Genomic DNA, 6,578 nt, shown 5'->3' on the forward strand with positions numbered 1-6,578 from the left:
AGAATCTGTAAAATACAGTATAATTTTTCTACCTCCTTGCTCTTGTGATTTGAATCCAATAGAGAAATTCTGGGCTAATATGAAGAGGGCGATTGAATACAATATACTAAATTTTAACGCTCTATTCGAGGCTATTTCGCGCTTCTTTAAAATATCTAATTCAACCTAAATAACTATAGTCTTTTTCTATATAGCTAGGGGCAGATAAAAAAGCCATATGCAACAAAAACGAATTAAGCTAGAAAATTTGTCAAAATTTGAAAAAAAGATGACTCTTAAACTTCTTTAGATTTATTTTAAAATTTCTTGAATTTTTGAAACCAGCTCTGAAAGAGAAAAAGGTTTTTGTAAAAAATATCGATTAGAATAATTCCCAGAAAGCTCTATGGATTCTTTCGGATACCCAGAAACAAACAAAGCTTTTATGTGAGGAGCATGCTTCTGTACCTCTGAAATTAACGAAGGTCCGTCAATTCCCGGCATCATAACGTCTGTAATAATTAACGTAATGTCTTCGTGATTCTTGATGGTTTGTAAAGCTTGAATACCGTCTCTAGCTTCAACAATCTCATATCCTTTTTCTCGTAACACTCTAGAAGAAAAAAGACGAATAGGATCTTCGTCTTCTACTAAAAGAATTTTTCCCTCTGCTTTATTTGGTTCTGTTAAAGATTTTTGAACTTTTTGTTTTTTTGAAGTATTTCCCCCTTTGTGGAGAGGTAAATAGATAGAAAAAATACTTCCACGATTTTTTTCCGTCTGAACATGAATTCCTCCTTTAAGCTCTTTGACAGTTTTTGCAATATTTGAAAGCCCAAGTCCAGTTCCGTGCTCTTTGGAAGAAACAAAAGGATTAAAAATATAAGGTAAAATATCTAAAGGAATTCCTGCGCCGGTATCTTTTACTTCAAGACACACGTATTGCCCAATATCTAACGTTCCTTGCGTAAGCGTTTTAGGAGTTTCTACAGAAAAAGTACTTAAAGTGAAATCTAAAGACCCCCCGTTAAGCATAGCATCCCTGGCATTAATAGCAAGATTTAAAATCATTTGCTCAATGATATCTAAGTTTCCATAGATGGTGCTTGATGGCGCATCGTGACGAAAGCTAAGAAAAATTTTTGGCCCAATGATTCGCTGAATTAAAGGCATTAAATTTTGAATACATCCTTGCAAAGAAAAAACTCTTTCTGTACTGGGAGTGGATTTTGAAAAATCCAGTAAATGTTGAATTAAACGTGCAGCACGTACCGCACTATGTTTTATTTGCTGAACATCTTGAAAAGAAGGATCTCCGGGACTGTGTCGTTGTAATAGCAAGTCACAAAACCCAATCATTCCGGTAAGTAAGTTATTAAAATCATGAACGATACCACTGGCAACTTGCCCTAACAGCTCCATACGCTGGGACAATGGTTCTTGAGGGGGCAAAGTATAAGGAGCAGACATCAGCAATAATATAAAGAGTACTTGGTCATCATAAGATGAAAAAGGTTGCAAAAAAGCAAACATTTCTTCTAACTTTTCTTTTGAAGTCTGATTTTCTAGTTGCACCATAAATATCGAAGACGGCTGAGCCCTTTTTCGAGCGTGCTGCAATTCAGTAAAAAGCTTGGACTTAGATGCTTTTGTTAAACACGGAATTAAAATTCCTGGCATATAGTTGTCATTGGATTTAAAAAATTTCCCTTGAAATTCTTCGTTAGCACTGCGAATAACTCCATGTGCATCAATTAGCACTGCAGAACAAGGAATAGCGTTTAAAAACAAACGATCGTTTTCGTATGCATGCATATACTCGCAAGGAAAAAAATAAAACACACTGTATGTTGGCTTTTTTAGTAAATAATCCATGTGAATACGCGCAACACGATCTTCTTTACCCCCGCTGCTAAGAACAACAATATGACGACTTTTGATGGCTTCCCACCTTGGGGAAGAAGTTTGAAAAAGTACAGAAAAAGGTTGGTTGTAAAGCGAAGAGCTATGAAGCGCAAGCCATTGCAACAAATTTTTGCTAAACCATTGAATTTTTCCTTCTGCGTCGACAACACAAACATGAAGGGGATGGTTCCATACGAAGCTTTTTATCCATTTCTTTTCAGCACAAGAATACCAAGGGATCCAAATTAAAAAATTTCTTTTGAAGAGATTTAGACTCAGTAACAAAATTTTGCTTCCATTATCTAAAATTAAAAATTGGACCGGACTAAACCTAAAAGAAAGAACGTTAGGATGCGCACATCGTCCCTGAAGCATTTTATGAAGCGTTTCTTTTTTATGTTGAAAAATTTTAGGCTTTATCCCCAAAACATATCCATCTTTTTTTACATACAGCCAACGAATTCCTAAACAATGAAAGCAAATAGTTAGAAAAATCAAACAACTTAAGATTCGAATTCCTATCCACCCTGGATATCCAAAAAAAATTCCCGCATGAATAACACCACACAAACTTAAGAACGTGTTTATTTCGGATCTTTTTCCCACGATTTTATGAAACCTTTTGTTAAAAATAAAGGAATCTTGCTAAAAGATGTAATCGTTGTCCTAAATCTGTTCCCTGGTTAAGTTCCGTTTGAGGAGTTTCAAGATCCCCAGATCGAAAATTAAGAAATAGCGGAGAACTTTCAAGATGACCAAAAATATAGTACCAATTGGAAAATTCTCCCACGGACATTAACCCTCGCATCTTTAGCTGATTATGAACAGCTTTCCTTGCTTTTTCTATCTTTTTTCGCTCAATTTTTCCAAGTTGTTGTCCTGATCCCCCCAATCTGGCTGTGATTAAGTAAATAACGCTGTTAACTCTGGCAGAGTTTTGTTTGCTTCCAAAAAAATACTGAACAATAGGAATATCTCCTAAAATCGGAGTGCGGTTTGAACTTTGAGCACCTTGCTTAGTATAAATACCTCCCAACGCTACAGTTTGTCCAATAACTGCCTTTACTGTTGTGCGCACTCTAGAACGAGTGATACTTAATAACTGGGAAGCCAGACCAGCCTTAAGATTAGGATTGTCCGTAAAGAAGCTCCCAGAAAATTGTATACTCATCGTCAAGACACCTTCTGGAGATAGGCTAAGAGGCGTTATCTCTAATGAAATTCCTGCCTCAATGTTTCCTGCAGCAGATCCCGTAGAACCAGAAACTCCTCCTGTATAGTTTTCTCCTGAAAACAATGTAGCTTTTTTAGTAAGAACCGTATGAATAGATGGGCGTGCCAAAATGCTTGTCATTTCTTTTTGAGCGTTAGCTAAATTTAGGCTATACCGCAGCGAAGACATAGATACCGATATACCAAAATCTTTCTTCCATTCTCCACTTACTGGTCCTGAAGAGCTCCACGCAGAATTAGTCCCCCTTCCCAATGTGCGGGTTACTGATGCTAAAGTGTCGGTGCCTAGGACAACTTGTAAGACATTCATGATATTTTGTCCGCTTAAAGCGCGTTCTACTTCTTGGTACTGCATAGAATAACAATCAAAAAAAATGCTAGTAACATCCTCTGCTTGATTTTCGGGTGACGCATCTGAAGCCCCAGGCTCTGTAGTAGCACTAGGAGAAGAATGAAGAAAAGAATCGTCAATTTTGGTTAATTTAGGAACCTGACGATAGGCGTTTTCCCAATCACAAATGCGCTGATCTAGCATATCCGCAGATTCTGCGGCAACATTTTTTTGTACTCTGTACTGCTTAGCGTAACGCTTTGCTTCATCAAACTTTTGATAAGCTGCGCAAATCATAGCCATTCCTCGAAGGAATTTTTTATCAAAAGGACGTACTGCAAGAGCTCTTTTTAACATAGCGTGTGCCACAGCTAAATCTTTTATATGATAAGAAGCATAGGCCAAAGCATACATAATGTCTGGATTTTTTGGATTCAAAATCAACGCATTGGTCAAGTGCGTTTGGGCTTCTAGATATTGACGGTCTACCAATTCACTGACCCCCAGCAGATAGGCGTGAAGATAGTGAGAAGGGTCTAAATTGTAAGCGGCCTGGTATGCTGCTTTGGAAAGACCTTGTTGGTCTAAATCTTGAGGAATACTTTCGTAAATTAACCCATTGATTAAATGATAGACAGGTTTTTCAGGAGAAATCTGCAACGCTATATTCATTTCTTTAGAAGCTTTTTGAAGATCGTCTTGCTCAATTGCATTCCATACCTTTTCTAATTCAGAATGATACTGTGCGAGTTCCGCCAAATTTTTTCTAACACAATGTTCCCCGAAATCAGAAACATTACAACTCGTTACAGAAACTATTGTCCAAAAATAACAAAAAAATCTAAGAGATCGTCTCATAAGAAAACTCCCAAATTTAAAAAAATCGAACAAAAATACATGGATAATCTCCTAAAAATACAAAAACCGAGCAAGAGTAGATAATTTTTCTTCTAGACTCATAATAGAAAAGCCGTTTATGGGCTCGGATAAATCTCCAGAACGAAAATCTGCAAATATAGGAGACCTCTCTAAAAATTGTAAAATATAAAACATAGTAGTGTGTTCTCCCAAAGACCAAAATCCTGTACGTTTTAACAACGTTTGAGCTTGCGACGGGGTTAAAAGCGAATTGATTTTCTTTTTCTTTTCTATGCTACGCCGGACAGTTATTAAGTACAAAATATTTCTTCTGACTTGATTGCTTGTTCTTTGTTTAAAAAAGTACTGTATGATAGGAATAGAGCCAAGACCAGGCATCTCTGTTTCATTCGAAGAGGTTACGATTTCATTAGACCCTGCTATCACAATGGTTTGCCCTATTAAAGCTTTGGCAGTAGAAGTTGTGCTGCCGATAGTGCGTTCTACTAACTGATCAGAAATACTTAAATTTGCATCAGGTGCTGCAGAAAACGTGGATGCTCCCAATGATACATCCATAATTACCTCATCAGATTCTGTGATTTGTCGCGGAGTAATAGAAATGTTTGTTCCGGTAGGAACGTTAATAATTGCTCCACCATTAGCCCCTTCAGTAGCAGCAGAAAAAATTAAGCCATCTTCAAACGTTGCTGTTTTTCCTACAATGGTGGTCAAAGTTGGGCGAGCTACCAAATCTACACATCTTTGCTGTGCGTTTGCAATATTCAAACTGTAAGTCGCGCCAAGTGAATTAACCGAAAAAGCAAAACTTTTTCCCCAGTTCCCTGTAACAGGATTTGTTTTTCCTGTCATAGTTGCCCGCTCTAAATGTCGATTCACCCCTGCTAAAGCAGCAGAAGAACTCCCTACGCTTACTGCTAATTGCTCTAAAAAATTATTTCCTTGCAATGTATATGTTTCGTCCTGCATAAACACAATGTAGCAATCAATAAACAAACTTTCTGGTTCATGGCTTTCTGCAACAGGCTTTTCCTTAGGAATAGACGTGCATTGAGAAGATTTTTCTTGAGCCAACGCAGCAATACTCAGCCACTGATCAACTCGCTCTTTGACTTTTTGATAAAGGTGAGAATTTATTCCTACGCACCGACCATAACAAGAAAGTGCCCTTAAAGCATCGGATTTTTGACCACAGGCAGCAAAAATGATGGCTGCTGCGCGTTGAATTTCTGGCATATTCGGCTTCAACTTTAAAGCGCTTCTAATAGAAGAAAGTGCAACAGGAAGATCTCGTAAATAATAAGAACTGTACGCAAGCCCATACAACGTATCAACAGACTTTGGGTTTAACATATGAGAATACGTTAAAAATTGTTGCGCTTCTGCATACTCTCTTAATCGCAGTTTATGAGATCCATACAAATAACACCCAAGAGAGTTACTAGGGTCAAGACCGTATGCCGCCTTATAAGCAACACCAGCAAGAGCGCCTTTCCCTTTATCTCCCATACGTTCCATTTCTTCATACAAAAACCCATTTAGAAAATGAAGCGCTGCATTTTTTGGAGCAACCTGAAGAGCACAATTAACATAGCGGGAAGCACTGTTTAGTCCTTCCTCTCTCAAAACTCTCATAAACTGAGAAACGGAAAAAAAATTAGGGAGCGTAGGCGCTAATTTTTTTACAATTACGTCATTAACTTCTTGTACCGGCCCACTGCAGCCACTGATCCATATCTCTAAAAAAAGCCCAGCAATAAATGGATATAATCGTTTCAATTGTTAAAAAAGCATTTGCAAAGGTACAGAATCATAAATGAAAAATAGAGCTTTGTACATAGAAATCTTTAATAAATAGTATAACTCGTTGCCGTGTGATAATATTTTAAAAAATGCGATTTTTTTGCCACAATTTTTTAGATAATGGATTGAATGTATTAAAGGCAAAAATGGAATCTAGATTAGATCGTATAAAAAGACTAAAAACAACATTATGCAAACAAAATTTCTATAAATAAAAAAAAATTTTTAGAAGTAAGAACCTGTCTTCATGAATAAAAAAGTATGATATAAAAGGCCTGGAGGTGTAGAAGAAGAATTATCCAAGCGATTTAAAAAAGAGGGTGGGAAGTGAAAAAGCATCGTTTTGATAGCGGAAATAAAAGCAAATACAACAAAAAAGAGGGGCAATGCAGTATGTTATATAATCAAGAGCGGTTGTCAATGGACGGTACATTCGTTTTATAGACCT

Annotated in this window: 4 protein-coding genes; 1 reads left to right on the forward strand and 3 read right to left on the reverse strand. The window is 37.0% G+C overall.

Annotation, left to right across the window (positions count from 1 at the left end; genetic code table 11):
- The first annotated feature begins 22 nt into the window (after positions 1-22).
- On the forward strand, positions 23-169 hold the full coding sequence (locus K737_RS12130; protein WP_407636457.1) for a transposase: 147 nt from the start codon (positions 23-25) through the stop codon (positions 167-169).
- Positions 170-291: 122 nt separating this feature from the next.
- On the opposite strand, the gene K737_RS06910 is transcribed toward K737_RS12130, so the two are convergent.
- The 3 genes from K737_RS06910 to K737_RS05480 are packed head-to-tail and all read right to left on the reverse strand — an operon-like array spanning position 292 to position 6,106.
- Complete coding sequence (locus K737_RS06910) at positions 292-2,490, reverse strand: hybrid sensor histidine kinase/response regulator (RefSeq protein WP_006300329.1); 2,199 nt, start codon at positions 2,488-2,490, stop codon at positions 292-294.
- Between the two features lie 19 nt (positions 2,491-2,509).
- Positions 2,510-4,306 carry a tetratricopeptide repeat protein gene (locus K737_RS05475; RefSeq protein ID WP_024161491.1) on the reverse strand — a complete coding sequence of 599 codons (1,797 nt, stop codon included), beginning with the start codon at positions 4,304-4,306 and terminating at the stop codon, positions 2,510-2,512.
- 51 nt (positions 4,307-4,357) lie between these two features.
- Complete coding sequence (locus K737_RS05480) at positions 4,358-6,106, reverse strand: secretion pathway protein (protein ID WP_006300333.1); 1,749 nt, start codon at positions 6,104-6,106, stop codon at positions 4,358-4,360.
- Positions 6,107-6,578: the final 472 nt, after the last annotated feature.

The sequence above is a fragment of the Holospora undulata HU1 genome, from assembly GCF_000388175.3.
GTDB classification, from domain to species: Bacteria; Pseudomonadota; Alphaproteobacteria; order Holosporales; family Holosporaceae; genus Holospora; species Holospora undulata_A.